This window comes from Plantibacter sp., from assembly GCF_059073635.1.
Genome location: NZ_JCACOF010000010.1, coordinates 431151 through 446994 on the forward strand (window position 1 = coordinate 431151; position 15844 = coordinate 446994).

Sequence of the window (15844 nt, forward strand, 5' to 3'; positions counted from 1 at the left end):
GACCGAGCAACGGAAACCGTGACTACAGAAACCACCGAGTCCACCGTCATCGACGGCATCCACTACCACCAGTTCGACATCGTGATCGTCGGTGCCGGCGGTGCCGGCATGCGCGCCGCGATCGAGGCCGGCCCCGGAGCGAAGACGGCCGTCATCTCCAAGCTCTACCCGACGCGGTCCCACACGGGAGCGGCGCAGGGCGGTATGGCCGCTGCGCTCGCGAACGTCGAGGAGGACAGCTGGGAGTGGCACACCTTCGACACCATCAAGGGCGGCGACTACCTCGTCGACCAGGATGCTGCGGAGATCCTCGCGAAGGAGGCCATCGACGCGGTCATCGACCTCGAGAACATGGGTCTGCCGTTCAACCGCACCCCCGAGGGCAAGATCGACCAGCGTCGCTTCGGCGGCCACACCCGCGACCACGGTAAGGCGCCGGTCCGCCGTGCCTGCTACGCGGCCGACCGCACGGGCCACATGATCCTGCAGACGCTGTTCCAGAACTGCGTCCGCCTCGGCATCAACTTCTTCAACGAGTACTACGCGCTCGACCTGATCATGACGAACGTCGACGGCGTCGACAAGCCGTCCGGTGTGGTCGCGTACGAGCTCTCCACCGGCGAGATCCACGTCTTCCAGGCGAAGGCGGTCATCTTCGCCACCGGTGGCTTCGGCAAGATCTACAAGACGACCTCGAACGCCCACACCCTCACGGGCGACGGCGTCGGGATCATCTGGCGCAAGGGTCTCCCGCTCGAGGACATGGAGTTCTTCCAGTTCCACCCCACCGGCCTCGCCGGTCTCGGCATCCTCCTCACCGAGGGAGCCCGAGGCGAGGGTGCGATCCTCCGGAACGCGAGCGGTGAACGCTTCATGGAGCGGTACGCCCCGACCATCAAGGACCTCGCCCCGCGAGACATCGTCGCGCGCTGCATGGTCCAGGAGGTCGCGGAAGGCCGCGGTGCCGGGCCGAACAAGGACTACGTCTACCTCGACTGCACCCACCTCGGTGCCGAGGTCCTCGAGACCAAGCTGCCCGACATCACCGAGTTCGCGCGCACCTACCTCGGCGTCGACCCGGTGACGGAGCCCGTCCCGGTCATGCCGACGGCGCACTACGCCATGGGCGGCATCCCGACGAACGTCAAGGCCGAGGTCCTGAGCGACAACAACACCGTCGTCCCCGGCCTGTACGCGGCCGGCGAATGCGCGTGCGTGTCCGTCCACGGCTCGAACCGGCTCGGCACGAACTCGCTCCTCGACATCAACGTGTTCGGCAAGCGCGCCGGCAACAACGCCGTCGAGTACGTCCAGGGCGTCGACTTCACGCCACTGCCCGAGAACCCCGCCGGCTTCGTCTCCGGCCTCATCGAGCAGATGCGGAACTCCAACGGCACCGAGCGGATCTCCACGATCCGCAAGGAGCTGCAGGAGGAGATGGACCGCAACGCCCAGGTGTTCCGGACCGACGAGTCCCTCGCCGGCGTCACCGCCACCATCCACAACCTGCGCGAGCGGTACCAGAACATCGCCGTCCAGGACAAGGGCAAGCGCTTCAACACCGACCTCCTCGAGGCGATCGAGCTGGGCTTCCTGCTCGACCTCGCCGAGGTCGTCGTCTACTCCGCTCGCAACCGTCAGGAGAGCCGTGGCGGTCACATGCGCGACGACTACCCGAAGCGCGACGACGAGAACTACATGAAGCACACGATGGCGTACCTGTCCGGCGACCCGCACTCGTCCGACGCGGCCGACCACATCCGGCTCGACTGGAAGCCCGTGGTCATCACGCGGTACCAGCCGATGGAGAGGAAGTACTAGCGATGAGCACTGCAACGCTCGAGAACCCGCCGGCCGCAGCACCGGAGGAGATCCAGTCCTTCACGGTCACCCTGATCATCCGTCGATTCGACCCGGACGTGGACGCCGAGCCGCGCTGGGAGGACTTCGACGTCGAGATGTTCCCGACGGACCGCATCCTGGACGCGCTCCACAAGATCAAGTGGGAACAGGACGGGACCCTCACGTTCCGTCGCTCCTGCGCGCACGGCATCTGCGGCTCCGACGCCATGCGGATCAACGGCCGGAACCGCCTCGCCTGCAAGACGCTGATCAAGGACCTCGACATCTCGAAGCCGATCTACGTCGAGGCGATCAAGGGCCTGCCGCTCGAGAAGGACCTCGTCGTCGACATGGACCCCTTCTTCGCGTCGTTCCGCGAGGTGCAGCCGTTCCTCATGCCCGGCAAGCCTGCGGAGAAGAACAAGGAGCGCGTGCAGTCGGTCGCCGAGCGCGCCCGCTTCGACGACACCACGAAGTGCATCCTGTGCGCCGCGTGCACCTCGTCGTGCCCCGTGTTCTGGACCGACGGCCAGTACTTCGGCCCGGCGGCGATCGTGAACGCGCACCGCTTCATCTTCGACTCCCGCGACGACGCCTCGCAGGTCCGCCTGGACATCCTCAACGACCAGGAGGGCGTGTGGCGCTGCCGCACCACCTTCAACTGCACCGAGGCGTGCCCCCGCGGCATCCAGGTCACGCAGGCGATCGCCGAGGTCAAGCAGGCCATGATCTCCGGCAAGGTCTCCTAGCCCACACCCGGTTCATCCGTCCGGCCCAGCGCACTGCGCTGGGCCGGACGTGTTCGTGCAGGGACGACCTGTGCGTCGAGCGACGTCAGGCCAGCGCGGCAGCTCTGGCTTCAGCCGGTGACGCGGCGCTCAGGGCGTCCATGGCCATGGCACGAGCCGCCTCGAGCGTGTAGCGTCGCAACTCGCTCCGGACGTCGCCGAGCGCGGCCGGGGTGACCGAGAGACTCGTCGCCCCGAGGCCGACGAGCACGACCGCGAGGGCCGGGTCCGCTGCCGCCTCCCCGCAGACGCCGATCGAGCGCCCGGAGGCGAGACCGGCGTCGCCGACGAGCTTGACGAGCCGCAGCACGGCGGGGTGCCACGGGTCCTGATACGAGCCGAGCGGCCCGAGGAGACGGTCCGCCGCGAGCGTGTACTGCGTCAGATCGTTGGTGCCGATGCTCACGAAGTCCGCGACCCCGAGGATCTGCGCGGCGAGCAGCGCACTCGACGGCACCTCGATCATCGTCCCGACCGTGCGCAGCCCGAGCCGTTTGGCGAGGGTCACGAACGCCGCGGCCTCGGGGAGGTCGGCGATCATCGGGGCCATCACCCAGAGGTCCGCCTCGTGGGCGTCCTGTGCGAGCGCGAGCGCCGTGAGCTGGTCTCGGAGCACCTCGTCACGTGCGCGGAGCGCCCGGATGCCCCGCACCCCGAGCGCCGGGTTGGCCTCGGCCTCGTCCGCTCGGAGGAAGGCGAGCGGCTTGTCGGCTCCGGCGTCGAACACCCGGACGACGACCCGCTTGCCCGGGAACGCCGCGAGCAACTCGCCGTAGCGGTCAGCCTGTTCGGCGACGCCCGGCGCCTCCGCGCGGTCCAGGAAGAGCAGCTCGGTGCGGAACAGCCCGACCCCCTCGGCGCCGAGGGCCAGGGCACCGGCCGCACCGGTGACGGACCCGAGGTTCGCGAGCAGGGGCACCGGGGTGCCGTCGGCGAGTTCGCCCGGTGAGCGCGGTGAGACCCGCACGCGCTCGGCCGCGGTGGACCTGGCGGACCGCACCTCGCGTTTCGTCGGCGACCCGGTGACGACCCCGGCTCCGGCGTCGACGAGGACGATCTCACCGTCCTCGAACTGCTCGGCTCCGGCGACGCCCACGACGGCGATGAGTGACTGCTCGCGCGCGAGGATGGCCGTGTGCGAGGTCGCCGAGCCGCCACTCGTGACGAGTGCCAGCACCCGCTCGAGATCGAGGAGCGCGGCGTCTGCCGGAGCGAGGTCCGTGGCGACGAGGACGAACGGCTCGTCCGACTCGGGAGGTCCGGGGACAGGTCGGCCCAGTAACCGCGCGATGACCCGTTGCGAGACGTCACCGACGTCGGTCGCGCGCGCCGCCATCGGCTCCCCCAGGTTGAAGAGGACCTGCTGGACCGTCGCCAGGGCCTCGAACACGGCGCGCTCCGCGGAACGCCCCGCCGCGATGCGCGTTGCGACGTCCTCCGCGAGCGCCGGGTCGTCCGCCATGACCGCCTGCGCTTCGAGCACGTCCTGCGCATGTCCGCCGGCTCGTCGAGCCCGGTCCTCGAGGTCGGCCCGCGTCGCGCTGAGCGCCGCGACGGCCCGGGCCTGTTCGAGCGTGACGTCCCCGCCGAACGGGTCGGCGCTCGGTTCGGGCAGCGGTTCCGGCATGCGGAGCACGGGACCGGCGACGACGCCGCGTCCGACGCCGGTGCCGGTGAACGTGCGTTGCCCCTCCGCCTCGCGCATGGTTCGACCCTAGTGCACCGCCTCTCCCCCGGTCCGGCCCGCTTGTAGGCTGGTCCGGTGACCAATCCGCGTGCGCCGAGGAAGGACTCCGCCGACGCGCCGGACGCCGGTACGACCCCCAGGGTGCGGCTCCAACAGACGCCACCGCCACTCGTGTTCCAATGGATCCAGAACAGCGAGAACCCGTTCATCCGACGGCTCGCGCCCCGCGCGGCGAGAGCGGAGCGCGCCACGACGTGGGTCATGCGGCTGAAGCCCTATCGCGTCATCCATCGGTATCTCGCCATGGACGGCAACCTCCTGGCCGCCGGGATCAGCTTCCAGGCCGTCTTCGCCGTGTTCGCCGCGGTCTACGTCGGATTCGCCATCACCGGCATCTGGCTCGGCAACAACGCCGAGGTCTTCCAGGCGCTGGTGGAGATCATCAACCGCGCCGTCCCCGGCCTCATCGGCACCGACGGCGAAGGCATCATCGCCGAGGAGCAGTTGTCGAGCGCCTCGCTGCTCGGCTGGACCGGGGTCATCGCCGCCGTCGGTCTCATCTGGACGGCGATCGGCTGGCTGTACTACACCCGGCAGGCGGTCAGGTCGATCTTCGCGCTCCCGAAGGTCGCGGCCAGCTTCTTCCTGCTCAAGGTCGTCGACCTCGTGCTGGCACTCGCCTTCGGCGTCCTCCTCCTCGTCTCCGCGACGCTGTCGGTCGCCAGCACCCAGGCACTCAGCTGGCTGCTGTCACTGGTCGGCTTGGAGGGCACCTTCTGGGTGACCGTCGGCAGCCGGGTCGTCGGGCTGGTCGTCGCGGTGGTCGTGAACCTCGTCACCCTCGGCGCCATGTACCGCGTGCTCAGCCGGATCCGGATCCCGTGGCGCAACCTCTTCGGAGGCGCGCTCCTCGGCAGCCTGGTGCTCTCACTCCTGAGCGTCGCGAGCAGTGCGGTGATCGCCGGGGCCTCCCGGAACCCGTTGCTCGCGACCTTCGCGGTGTTCATCGGCCTCATGCTGTGGTTCAACCTCGTGAGCCGCGTCATCCTCGCATCCGCCGCCTGGATCGCCGTGGGGCTCGACGACCAGGGCATCAGTGTGCGCACGACGACGCCGGAGGAGCAGGCGGCCGAAGAGCTGGCGGCCAGGAGGCTGATCGCCGAGGCGGAACTGCGGGAGGCTCGCGAATCCCTCCGGCGCGCCAAGGGCCCGGCGGTCTGGTTCGCCCGCCGGCGCGTCCGGCACGCCGAGGAGGCCTCGGCCGAGCTCATCCGAGAGCACGGCGAAGCCCCCGAGTCGCCCGCGGCGGACGCGTCGGACCCGCCCCATCGCCGACGCCAGGGCGGACGCCGGGGCCAGGGCGTTGTCGGCCCCCGCGACTAAGCTGGAGGCATGTCTGCACCCCTCCGCATCGCCAGTGTCAACGTCAACGGAGTCCGCGCGGCCTTCCGCAAGGGGATGGGCGACTGGCTCGAAGACCGCGGGGTCGACATCCTCGCCCTGCAGGAGGTCCGCGCTGCGACGAGCGACCTCGAGACGCTCTTCGGACCGGAGTGGAACATCCTGCACGATGCCGCGACCGCCAAGGGGCGTGCCGGCGTCGCGATCGTCAGCCGTCGCTCGGCGGGCATCCACCGCGTCGCCCTCGGAGCCGACGACTTCGACAGCGCGGGTCGTTGGATCGAGGCCGACTTCGACATCGACGGCACCCTCGTCACGGTCGTGAGCACCTACGTGCACTCCGGCGAGGTCGACACCCCCAAGCAGGTCGAGAAGTTCCGCTTCCTCGAGGCGATGCTCGAGCGGCTGCCGGCACTGCGCGAGCACAACCCGCTGTCCCTCGTCGTCGGCGACCTCAACGTCGGCCACACCGAGCTCGACATCAAGAACTGGAAGGGCAACGTCAAGCGTGCCGGCTTCCTGCCCGCGGAGCGGTCCTACTTCGACCGCTACCTCGGCCCGGCTGGTGAGACGGTGACGGGCGTCGACGGCGTGACCGGCACCGGCCTCGGCTGGGTCGACATCGGGCGCCAGTCCGCCGGCCAGGTCCCCGGTCCCTACACCTGGTGGTCCCAGCGCGGCCAGGCCTTCGACACCGACACCGGCTGGCGCATCGACTACCAGCTCGCCACCCCCGAGCTCGCGGCCCTCGCGTCCGGCTACACGATCGACCGCGCCGCGGCGTACGACCAGCGATGGTCCGATCACGCCCCCGTCGTCGTCGACTACGCCGTCTGACCCTTCGGCATCACGCCACCCCACCACTCCGTGCCCCGGCTCCGGCCGCTCATCCCTCTGCGAGAACCCACATGACCAAGCCACGCCTGTACTCCGGCATGCAGCCCTCCGCCGACTCGCTCCACCTCGGCAACTACATCGGTGCCCTCCTGCAGTGGAAGCAGATGCAGCAGGAGCACGACGCCTTCTTCAGCATCGTCGACCTGCACGCGATCACGGTGCCGCAGGACCCCGCCGAGCTCCGCGAGAAGACCCGTCGCACGGCCGCCCAGTACATCGCCGCAGGCATCGACCCCTCGGCGTCGACCCTGTACGTCCAGTCGCACGTCCCGGCGCACGCACAGCTCGCCTGGGTGCTCAACACGATCACCGGCATGGGCGAGGCCGCGCGCATGACGCAGTTCAAGGACAAGTCGGCGAAGCACGGGCGCGACGCCTCGTCGGTCGGGCTCTTCGCCTACCCGATCCTCATGGCGGCGGACATCCTGCTCTACCAGACCGACATCGTGCCGGTCGGCGACGACCAGCGGCAGCACATCGAGCTCACGCGCGACCTCGCCGAGCGGTTCAACGCCCGCTTCGGCGACACCTTCGTCGTCCCGAAGGCGCAGATCCAGAAGGACTCCGCGCGCATCTACGACCTCCAGAACCCGACGTCGAAGATGTCGAAGTCCGCCGAGACCCCGGCGGGGATCATCTGGTTGCTCGACGAGCCGAAGGTCACGCAGAAGAAGATCATGCGTGCGGTCACCGACAACGACGGCGTCATCGCCTTCGACGCACAGGAGAAGCCCGGTGTCTCGAACCTGCTGAGCATCTACTCCGCGATCACCGGCTCCCCCATCGAGGCCGTCGTCGGCGAGTTCGAGGGTCGTGGCTACGGCGACCTCAAGAAGGGTCTCGCCGAGGTCGTCGTGGGCGAACTCGAGCCGGTCCGTGCGCGCGCGCTCGAGCTCCTCGACGACCCCGCCGAGCTCGACCGCCTGCTCGCGGTCAACGCCGCGCGCGCAACCGAGGTCGCCGAGCAGACCCTCGCCGAGGTCTACGACCGCGTCGGACTCCTCCGCCCCGCCTGATCCCGCCGTCCGTTCGCAACTCCTGCTCGTCACTGTCCGCAAGCCCGCACACACCGCACTCACCGCGCGGCCCGTGGAGTACCCACGCGGTGAGCAGGAGTTGTGCGTACGTCCCCGATCAGACCGGTGATCGCTGCCGCGACGAGCCCGGGCTCATGCACCACGTGCTGGTAGAGCGGTCGCAACGTCATCAGCCCGCGCGAGGCGGCTCTGAGGTCGCGGGTGCGGTCGGAGACGGCGTGCGACCACCCCTCATGATGGGCTCGACTGTCGACCTCGATCAACAATGACTCAGCCACCAGGAGATCACCGCGTCCACCCTCCGCCAGACGGGGCTGCACTTCGTACGACAGACCGAGGCTGCGGACGATCAAGCGCAGGAGTGTCTCCGGACCTGACTCGGCGCGTCCATCGATCAACGCCATGAGCGCACGAAAGCGTTCGGGCACCAGGGCGAAGACTCGTCGGAGGTCGGGCTCATCCACCAACCCGAGATGGACCGCGCTGTCGAGCGTCGCGAGTGCCATCCGCGGCGACTGGCACCGGATGGACTGGGCCAGTGCGTCGATGATCGACACGTCGCAGTCGAACGTGCCGCACGGCTGATCAAGCGGTCGCCAGTGGAGAGTGAACTCCCGTCGATCGCTGGTAGCCAGCCGTCGGTCCTCCGCCCGCGGTCCGCGAAGTCGTGAGGCGCTGCGGTCCACATGCACATGGACCCGGGTGGCGTCGAACACGAACACACCACGGGCGGCCAGGGTGGACAGGCACGCTCGCCTCCCCCCGATGCGCACTGCGGCACGGATGTCATCGTGTACTCCGGGGAGCGCGTATCGATCGCGCCGCACGCGAACGATCGTTCCGTCACGCACCGCCTGGGTGATCTCACGCGGTCGCATACCTTCCTCGAGAAGCGTCGAGCGGGTGAGGATCGTGTGACCAGAAGCTGCACTGTCCATCCATCGAGGTTCGGGGCACCGATCGAGCGGTCGGTCTCACGCGGCTGCGTCGTCGTCGGTCGAGGACTACGGGAGCACTGTGGAGGAGGGTCACGGTCAGGGCGTCACCGTCGCGCGCGGTTCACAACTCCTGCTGGCCACTGGCCAACGCTCAGGATCGACCCCAGGGAGGCGCCGCAGCAGCGAGGAGCAGGAGTTATGCGCATGTGGGACACCCATCTCGACGAGATGGGGGTCGGAGCGAGTCTCGCGGGAGGCAGCGAGTTCGCGCAGAACTCCTGCGCCTGACCGGCCCGGTCGGCGCGGGCAGGCGGAATGGCGCGGTTGCTCCCGAGTCGGTCCTCAAGCTGCAGGAGTTGTGCGCAGGTGCACCCTGCGGGAAGCGGCACGAGGACGGACGACAGAACGGCCCGCCCTCCGCGAGGAGGACGGGCCGTTCCGGTCGGTCGGGACTACTGCACGTCGTCGTCGACCCAGTCGAAGGTCTTCGTGACGGCCTTCTTCCAGTTGCGGTAGAGGCGGTCGCGCTCCGCGGAGTCCATGTTGGGCTCCCAGCGCTTGTCCTCCTGCCAGTTCTTCGCGAGGTCGTCGAGGTCGGACCAGAAGCCGACGGCGAGACCGGCCGCGTAGGCAGCGCCGAGCGCCGTGGTCTCGGCGACGACCGGTCGGATGACCGGCACACCGAGGATGTCGGCCTGGAACTGCATGAGCGTGTCGTTGGCGGTCATGCCGCCGTCGACCTTGAGCTCCGTCAGCGGGACACCCGAGTCGGCGTTGACGGCGTCGATGACCTCGGCCGTCTGGAACGCGGTCGACTCGAGGGCGGCCCGGGCGATGTGGCCCTTGTTGACGTACCGGGTGAGCCCGACGAGCGCACCGCGGGCGTCCGGACGCCAGTACGGCGCGAACAGCCCGGAGAACGCCGGCACGAAGTACGCGCCACCGTTGTCCTCGACGGTCTTGGCGAGCGCCTCGACCTCGGGAGCGGAGGAGAACATGCCGAGGTTGTCGCGCAGCCACTGGACGAGCGAACCGGTCACGGCGATCGAACCCTCGAGCGCGTAGTGCGGCTTCGCGTCGCCGAGCTTGTAGCCGAGCGTCGTCAGCAGACCGTTCTCGGAGTGGACGATCTCCTCACCGGTGTTGAAGATGATGAAGTTACCGGTGCCGTAGGTGTTCTTGGCCTCGCCCTGCTGGAAGGCGGCCTGACCGAAGGTCGCCGCCTGCTGGTCGCCGAGGATGCCGGCGATCGGCGTCTCGCGGAGGAGGCTGTCGTCGGACGCGTGGCCGTAGATCTCGGAGGAGCTCTTGATCTCCGGGAGCATCGACTTCGGGACGCCGAACGCCTTGAGGATCTCGTCGTCCCACTGCAGGGTCTCGAGGTCCATGAAGAGCGTGCGCGAGGCGTTGGTGACGTCGGTGACGTGCACGCCGCCGTTGACACCACCGGTGAGGTTCCAGATGACCCAGCTGTCGGTCGTGCCGAAGAGGAGGTCGCCCGCCTCGGCCTTCTCGCGAGCACCCTCGACGTTCTCGAGGATCCAGACGATCTTCGTGCCGGAGAAGTAGGTCGCCAGCGGCAGGCCGACGGTCTTCTTGAAGCGCTCGACGCCGCCGTCCGCAGCGAGGCGGTTCACGATGTCCTGGGTGCGCGTGTCCTGCCAGACGATCGCGTTGTAGACGGGCTGACCGGTGGTCTTGTCCCAGACGACGGCGGTCTCGCGCTGGTTCGTGATGCCGATGGCCGCGATGGCGTGCCGGGTGATGTTGGCCTTGCTGAGCGCCTGGCCGATGACCTCGCGGGTGTTGTTCCAGATCTGGTTCGGGTTGTGCTCGACCCAGCCGGCCTTCGGGAAGATCTGCTCGTGCTCGAGCTGGCCCGTCGAGACGATCGATCCGCTCTTGTCGAAGACGATGGCCCGGGAACTCGTCGTCCCCTGGTCGATTGCGATGACGTAGTCCGCCATTGGATACTCCTTCGTTGCGTGCGTTGCGAGGTGAGGCACCGGAACCGGTACCCCGGGGTGCCGCGGCGGTGATCGTGTCCGGTCACCGCCGCAGCGTCAGGTCAGACGGCCGGGAGCAGCACCATCGAGGCGAGGGCCGCGAGGACACCACCGAGCAGGGGGCCGACGACCGGCACCCAGGCGTAGGACCAGTCGCTCTTGCCCTTGCCCTTGATGGGGAGGAGGGCGTGGGCGATGCGCGGACCGAGGTCACGTGCCGGGTTGATCGCGTAGCCGGTCGGGCCACCGAGGGAGGCACCGATACCGACGACGAGCAGGGCGACGGGAAGGGCGCCCAGGGCTGCGAGTCCCCCGGGGACGCCCTCGATGACCACCGCGTCGGGGCCGGTCTTGCCGAAGGACATCACGACGAAGACGAGGACGAAGGTCGCGATGACCTCGGTCACGAGGTTCCAGCCGTAGCTGCGGATCTCCGGACCGGTCGAGAAGACACCGAGCTTCTTGCCCGGGTCCTCCTCCTGGTCGAAGTGCTGCTTGAAGGCGAAGTACGTCAGCACGGCACCGATGAAGGCACCGACCATCTGCGCCGCCCAGTAGACGAGCGCCGTACCGAAGTCGATCGACCCCGTGGTGAGGAAGCCGATCGTGACGGCGGGGTTCAGGTGTCCGCCGGAGGCGTAGGACACCGTGACACCGGCGAAGACCGCGAGGCCCCAACCGAAGTTGATGAGCAGCCAGCCGCCACCGAGGCCCTTGGATTTCGTGAGGATCGCCGTGGCGACCACACCGGTACCGAGGAGGACGAGCATCGCCGTCCCCACGGTCTCGGAGAGGAAGATGGTTCCGAGGTTCATGTCTTCATTGACCTTTCATAGGTGTGGCCGTGTGGGGGCCGACGCCGAGGCGCGAGCCCCCGCTGGGCGAGGTTGCACTGACCAGTTGCTTGTAAGGTAGCCAGCTCCTGTTGCACAGGACAAGGGCCTTGCCTGCACATTCGTGCATTATGAGAACGCCGGGGCCTCCTTGGCGGCGTCGACCCGGAGGTCGACCTGGTGGGCGTCGCGCAGGCGGTCGAGCGCTGCGGTGATCTGCGCGGTCCGCTCGGCGTCGTCCCACCCGAGGACACCGCCGACGACGCGGGCGATCTCGTCGACGAGGCCGGCGGTCAGCGATCCGGTGAAGGCGAGGCTCGTGCGACGGTGCAGCACGTCGGAGAGGTGCACGACCTGCTCCTGCTCGACGAGGTACTCCAGCTCCTGCACGCTGTAGTCGGCAGCGCCCTGCAAGCGGTCGTCGCCGTGCTCGGACAGGTGCTCGAGGAGTGCGGCGGCCTTCGTGCCGTACCGGCCCAGCAGCTGCTCGGCACGCTTGGCACCGGTGCCGTCCTCGTGCGCGGCGACCCAGGTGCGCGTCGCCGAGTCGGTGCGCGGGAAGCCGGCGCCGCCGCCGATCGCGAGGCCGAGGGTCTCCACGGGGCGCGGGGCCCCGATGGTGTTGAGCACGTCCGTGCTGAGGTGCTCGGCGAGGGCCCGGAAGGTGGTCCACTTGCCGCCGACGAGGCTGAACACGGTGGTGGACGGACGTGCAGCGGCGGCCCGGCGCTCGATCCGGTAGTCGCGCGACACGAAGCCGGGGGCCTCGTCGTCGTGCTTCGGCAGCGGGCGGATGCCGGAGAACCGGTAGACGATCTGCTCGCGCGAGGTCGCGATGGTCGGGAAGACGTGCTTCACGAGGTCGAAGAAGTAGTCGACCTCCTCCTCGGTGCAGACGCTCGGGGTGCTCGGGTCGGCGTCGATGTCGGTCGTGCCGACCATGACCTTGCCCTTGAGCGGGTAGATGAGGACGATGCGGCCGTCCTCGTGCTCGAAGAAGATCTCGCGCCCCTTGGTGGCCGCGTAGAGCTCCGGGTTGTCGAGGACGATGTGCGAGCCCTTCGTGCCGCCCATGTAGGTCGTCGGCTCGCCGAGGCCGGCGTTCGTGAGGTCGGTCCAGGGGCCGGAGGTGTTGACCACGACGTCGCTCGTCACGGTGAAGGTCTGGCCGGTGACGGTGTCGCGGAGCTCGACGCCGTCGGCTCCCATGCCGACCGCCTCGACGTAGTTGACGGCGCGGGCGTGCGGGCCGGCGGCGAGGCCGTCCATGAGGACGTCGAGTGCGAGACGCTCCGGGTCGTGCATGGAGGCGTCGTAGTAGGTCGCCGTGTACTTGAGGCCCGGGTTCATCTTCGGCAGGTCGGCGAGGGACTTCTTCCGGCCGTGGAAGCGGTGACGCGGCACGCTGCCACCGTCGCGGGAGAAGGAGTCGTACGCGGTGAGGCCGACCTTGATGAGCAGCGCACCACGCTCCTGCGGCTTGCCCTGCTTGTGGGTGAGGAAGCGCAGCGGTGCGGAGAGGATGCCGGAGAAGGTCGAGAAGATCGGGACCGTGGTCTCGAGCGGCTTCACGTAGTGCGGGGCGATCTTGATGAGCCCGTTGCGCTCCTGCACCGACTCCTGGACGAGGCGGAACTCGCCGTTCTCGAGGTACCGGATGCCGCCGTGGATCATGTGGCTCGACGCGGCAGAGGCGCCGGAGGCCCAGTCGTTGCGTTCCACGAGCGTGACGTCGACGCCCTGGAGCGCGAGGTCGCGGAAGGTCGCGATGCCGTTGATGCCGCCGCCGATGATGAGCACCGACGCCTGCGGGCGGTCGATGACGGACTGGACGGTGGAACGGGGAGCTGACGACTTGAGGGACATGAGATGCCTCGCTTCTTCGCGGTTGGTACGCGACGCTGCCGGGATTGCGCGCCGCTGAATGATGTGACTGAATACATCGTGACACCCGCTGCAACTCTGAACAGCCCTAGTGAACAAACGTGCAAGGAGACCCGATGTCGCTCGCAGACGCGCTCAGCCAGCCGGACCGGACGGCCGAGGCGCTCCGTGCCGCACAGCTGTATTACGTGCAGGACCTCACCATGGAGGCCATCGCCCAGGAGCTCCACACCTCCCGGTCGTCGGTCTCCCGCCTGCTCGGATATGCGCGGGAAAGCGGGCTCGTCGACATCCAGGTGCGCTCCCCGCACGACATGCCGTCGCGGCTCGAGGCGGAGTTCCGCGACCGCTTCGGCGTGACCGCCCACATCGTCCCGGTCCCCGACCACACGAGCGACATCGACCGCCTGGAGCGGGTCGCCCTCTCGGCTGCACGTTTTCTCGGCTCGGTGTTCGACTCGAACATGACGCTCGGCCTGGCATGGGGCTCGACCGTGAGTGCGGTGGCGAGGCACCTCACCCCCAAGCGGACCCACAACTCGCAGATCGTCCAGCTGAACGGTGCGGCCAACACGCGCACCTCGGGCATCCTCTACGCGAGTGAGATCCTGCATCGGTACGCGGACGCCTACGGGGCCTACGCGCAGCAGTTCGCGGTGCCCGCCTTCTTCGACGACCCGTCGACCAAGCTGGCCCTCTGGCGGGAACGCAGCATCCGACGCGTGCTCGAGATCCAACGCCGCATGGACGTCGCGCTGTTCGGTCTCGGTTCGCAGCTCTCGGGGGTGCCCAGCCACGTCTACGTCGGCGGCTACCTCGACGACAGCGACTTCGAGGCGCTCGCGAGCGCCGGGGCGGTCGGGGACGTCGCGACCGTGTTCTTCCGCGCCGACGGTTCCTGGCGCGACATCCCCTTCAACAATCGTGCGTCCGGGCCCGACCTCGACGTGCTGCGCGGCGTCTCCCGTCGGATCTGCGTGGTCGCGGGAGCCGCCAAGGTGCCCCCGCTCCTCGGGGCGTTGGCGGGCGGGCTCATCTCCGACCTCGTGGTCGACGAGGGGACCGCCCGCGCGGCGATCGACCAGCACGACGCCCAGCGCTGACCCCGGCCGCATCAGGCGCTGCAACCGGGCGTCATCCGAACCGGGAATAGGGCACCCACTCAGCCCGTTGACCTAGAATCGACAACACGTAACGTGCTCCGGGGTCGGTGAGAGTCCGAACCGGCGGTGATAGTCCGCGACCCGTGTCTCGCGCAAGCGAGGCCCGGTTGACCTGGTGGAACTCCAGGACCGACGGTTATGAACGCGTCTGCTCGCAGGCGGCGTTCGAGTCCGGATGGAAGGAAGCACGGGCGTCGGCCGATGGTCGACGCCGGCGAGCACCTGCCCGCGACCCCGGAACTCGTGTCAGTACCGACCGAGATGACGGACAGATGAGCGCAGGAACCGAGGCACCGCAGGCGAGTGTCCGCGAGGAGCAGGCCATGCTGCGCGCGCTCGAACTCGCCGCCAACGGCCCCGCCCGCGGGGTCAACCCCCGCGTCGGCTGCGTCATCCTCGACGCCGACGGCACCGTGATCGCCGAGGGCTGGCACCGTGGAGCCGGCACCCCGCATGCGGAGGTCGACGCCCTGTCCCGCCTCGCTCCCGGAGCGGCCCGCGGCGCGACGGCCGTCGTCACCCTGGAACCCTGCAACCACACGGGCCGGACCGGACCGTGTGCCGTCGCCCTCCTCGAGGCCGGTGTCGAGCGCGTCGTGTTCGCCGTGGACGACCCCGGCCACCACTCCGGAGGTGGAGCGGAACGACTCCGCGACGGCGGCGTCACCGTCGTCGGCGGTGTGCTCGCCGGACCGGCGGAGGACCTCCTCGGTGACTGGCTCACCACCGCCCGCCTCGGGCGTCCGCTCGTCACGGTGAAGTGGGCCTCGAGTCTCGACGGGCGGATCGCCGCGAGCGACGGCACGAGCCGCTGGATCACCGGCGACGCCGCGCGCGACGACGTCCACCGTCGACGGGCCGCCCACGATGCGATCCTCGTCGGCACGGGGACGGTCCTCGCCGACGATCCGAGCCTCACCGCTCGCGACGACCGCGGCGACCTCCTGCCCGAGCAGCCATTGCCCGTCGTCATGGGCGATCGCCAGATCCCCCTGGACGCCGCCGTCCACCGCCACCCCCGGCCGGTCGTCGTCCACCACGGGCATGATCCGGCTGCGCTGTTAGCCGAGCTCCGCGCCGCGGGCGTCCGGAGCGTCTTCATCGAGGGCGGCCCGACCATCGCCACGGCGTTCCTCCGCGCAGGACTCGCCGACACGGTCCTCACCTACCTCGCCCCGGTGCTCCTCGGCGGCCCTCGCCTCGCGATCGGCGACCTCGGTGTCGACACCATCGGCGAAGCGATCCGCCTCACCACCGTCGGCGTCGAACCACTCGGCGACGACCTCCTCGTCATCACGACACCCGACCGCAGCGCCTCCGCCTCGGCCGCCCGCCACCTCACCGCCTGACCCCCAGAGAACGGACCAC

General features: G+C 69.2%; 12 protein-coding genes and 1 riboswitch. Of the genes, 7 read left to right on the forward strand and 5 right to left on the reverse strand.

Features of this window, described 5'->3' with window-relative positions:
- The first annotated feature begins 18 nt into the window (after positions 1-18).
- A complete protein-coding gene (gene sdhA, locus AC5JOC_RS14215; protein WP_086474106.1) occupies positions 19-1821 on the forward strand; it encodes a succinate dehydrogenase flavoprotein subunit in 1803 nt (600 codons plus the stop codon).
- 2 nt (positions 1822-1823) lie between these two features.
- Entirely contained in the window at positions 1824-2591 is a 768-nt protein-coding gene (locus AC5JOC_RS14220; protein WP_064294822.1) for a succinate dehydrogenase iron-sulfur subunit, read from the forward strand.
- A gap of 85 nt (positions 2592-2676) precedes the next feature.
- Here AC5JOC_RS14220 and ptsP read toward each other — a convergent pair whose 3' ends face one another.
- Positions 2677-4335, reverse strand: coding sequence for a phosphoenolpyruvate--protein phosphotransferase (ptsP, locus tag AC5JOC_RS14225; RefSeq protein ID WP_124769716.1), 1659 nt, complete (start codon positions 4333-4335; stop codon positions 2677-2679).
- Between the two features lie 57 nt (positions 4336-4392).
- Here ptsP and AC5JOC_RS14230 point away from each other — a divergent pair, with 57 nt between their 5' ends.
- The 3 genes from AC5JOC_RS14230 to trpS all read left to right on the forward strand — a co-directional run bounded on the left by AC5JOC_RS14230 (position 4393) and on the right by trpS (position 7631).
- The gene (locus tag AC5JOC_RS14230) at positions 4393-5700 is read left to right on the forward strand and encodes a YihY/virulence factor BrkB family protein (protein ID WP_463530275.1); all 1308 of its coding nucleotides are present in this window, start codon (positions 4393-4395) and stop codon (positions 5698-5700) included.
- Positions 5701-5709: 9 nt separating this feature from the next.
- Entirely contained in the window at positions 5710-6555 is an 846-nt protein-coding gene (locus AC5JOC_RS14235; protein ID WP_079707339.1) for an exodeoxyribonuclease III, read from the forward strand.
- A gap of 71 nt (positions 6556-6626) precedes the next feature.
- Positions 6627-7631, forward strand: a complete 1005-nt coding sequence (gene trpS / locus AC5JOC_RS14240; RefSeq protein WP_079002883.1) for a tryptophan--tRNA ligase — start codon at positions 6627-6629, stop codon at positions 7629-7631.
- 59 nt (positions 7632-7690) lie between these two features.
- Here trpS and AC5JOC_RS14245 read toward each other — a convergent pair whose 3' ends face one another.
- From AC5JOC_RS14245 to AC5JOC_RS14260, 4 genes are all read right to left on the reverse strand, one after another.
- Positions 7691-8590: a putative endonuclease domain-containing protein gene (locus tag AC5JOC_RS14245; protein ID WP_426738714.1), complete on the reverse strand. Its 900-nt coding sequence runs from the start codon at positions 8588-8590 to the stop codon at positions 7691-7693.
- 452 nt (positions 8591-9042) lie between these two features.
- Entirely contained in the window at positions 9043-10557 is a 1515-nt protein-coding gene (gene glpK / locus AC5JOC_RS14250) for a glycerol kinase GlpK (RefSeq protein ID WP_079707342.1), read from the reverse strand.
- A 101-nt stretch (positions 10558-10658) separates the two neighbouring features.
- The gene (locus AC5JOC_RS14255; protein ID WP_079002885.1) at positions 10659-11411 is read right to left on the reverse strand and encodes an MIP/aquaporin family protein; all 753 of its coding nucleotides are present in this window, start codon (positions 11409-11411) and stop codon (positions 10659-10661) included.
- A 147-nt stretch (positions 11412-11558) separates the two neighbouring features.
- Positions 11559-13295 (reverse strand): glycerol-3-phosphate dehydrogenase/oxidase, encoded by a 1737-nt coding sequence (locus AC5JOC_RS14260; protein ID WP_274500652.1) that lies wholly within the window; start codon positions 13293-13295, stop codon positions 11559-11561.
- Positions 13296-13429: 134 nt separating this feature from the next.
- Between AC5JOC_RS14260 and AC5JOC_RS14265 the strand changes: the two genes are divergently transcribed.
- Both AC5JOC_RS14265 and ribD read left to right on the forward strand, forming a co-directional pair.
- Positions 13430-14416, forward strand: a complete 987-nt coding sequence (locus tag AC5JOC_RS14265) for a sugar-binding transcriptional regulator (RefSeq protein ID WP_064294816.1) — start codon at positions 13430-13432, stop codon at positions 14414-14416.
- Positions 14417-14506: 90 nt separating this feature from the next.
- Positions 14507-14668, forward strand: a riboswitch (FMN riboswitch).
- A gap of 80 nt (positions 14669-14748) precedes the next feature.
- Positions 14749-15825: a bifunctional diaminohydroxyphosphoribosylaminopyrimidine deaminase/5-amino-6-(5-phosphoribosylamino)uracil reductase RibD gene (gene ribD, locus AC5JOC_RS14270; RefSeq protein WP_494246617.1), complete on the forward strand. Its 1077-nt coding sequence runs from the start codon at positions 14749-14751 to the stop codon at positions 15823-15825.
- The last annotated feature ends 19 nt before the right edge of the window (positions 15826-15844 follow it).

Bases quoted from the DNA above. Each gene is read 5' to 3' on its own strand.
- AC5JOC_RS14220 (WP_064294822.1), top strand. From the start codon at position 1,824: ATGAGCACTGCAACGCTCGAGAACCCGCCGGCCGCAGCACCGGAGGAG.
- AC5JOC_RS14255 (WP_079002885.1), bottom strand. From the start codon at position 11,411: ATGAACCTCGGAACCATCTTCCTCTCCGAGACCGTGGGGACGGCGATG.
- AC5JOC_RS14265 (WP_064294816.1), top strand. From the start codon at position 13,430: ATGTCGCTCGCAGACGCGCTCAGCCAGCCGGACCGGACGGCCGAGGCG.
- AC5JOC_RS14235 (WP_079707339.1), top strand. From the start codon at position 5,710: ATGTCTGCACCCCTCCGCATCGCCAGTGTCAACGTCAACGGAGTCCGC.
- AC5JOC_RS14260 (WP_274500652.1), bottom strand. From the start codon at position 13,295: ATGTCCCTCAAGTCGTCAGCTCCCCGTTCCACCGTCCAGTCCGTCATC.
- trpS (WP_079002883.1), top strand. From the start codon at position 6,627: ATGACCAAGCCACGCCTGTACTCCGGCATGCAGCCCTCCGCCGACTCG.
- AC5JOC_RS14245 (WP_426738714.1), bottom strand. From the start codon at position 8,590: ATGGACAGTGCAGCTTCTGGTCACACGATCCTCACCCGCTCGACGCTT.
- glpK (WP_079707342.1), bottom strand. From the start codon at position 10,557: ATGGCGGACTACGTCATCGCAATCGACCAGGGGACGACGAGTTCCCGG.
- ptsP (WP_124769716.1), bottom strand. From the start codon at position 4,335: ATGCGCGAGGCGGAGGGGCAACGCACGTTCACCGGCACCGGCGTCGGA.
- ribD (WP_494246617.1), top strand. From the start codon at position 14,749: ATGAGCGCAGGAACCGAGGCACCGCAGGCGAGTGTCCGCGAGGAGCAG.